At 33.7% G+C, this 460-nt stretch carries 1 protein-coding gene; it reads left to right on the top strand.

Features of this window, described 5'->3' with window-relative positions:
- Positions 1 to 460 (top strand): ATP-binding protein (locus Q1B07_RS26800; protein WP_299834333.1); only part of this gene is annotated, 460 nt, incomplete at both ends.

The following is a 460-nucleotide window of genomic DNA, read 5'->3' on the forward strand; positions in this document are numbered from 1 at the left end:
CTAATAACCTTCCAACGTTGATAAGGGATGCTGAACAGAAAGATCTTTCTTTCACACAATTTTTATTAAATGTATCAACATATGAGCAGACTCGTAGAGAACAAAAGCAGCTTGAAAAGCGTTTTAAGTGGGCAACGTTTCCGTTTCATAAAACACTTGATGAATTTAACCTGAAAGAGCAAAAATCACTTAGTAATAAGCAATTAAATAGATTGAAAGATTTAACGTGGGTTGAACAGCTTTATAATTTAATTTTACTTGGACCGCCAGGTGTTGGTAAAACGCACCTTGCGGTCGGATTAGGTATTGAAGCGATTAATCAAGGCTATAAAGCAGTATTTACATCTATGGGAGACCTTATTCATGTCTTGAAAACAGAGGAAATCACACGTAAATCTAAAGCAAGAATGAAAAGAATTAGAGAAGCAGATTTAGTAATCATTGATGATTTAATGTTTAT

It is taken from the genome of uncultured Metabacillus sp., from assembly GCF_947503125.1.
In the GTDB taxonomy this organism is placed as follows: Bacteria; Bacillota; Bacilli; order Bacillales; family Bacillaceae; genus Metabacillus.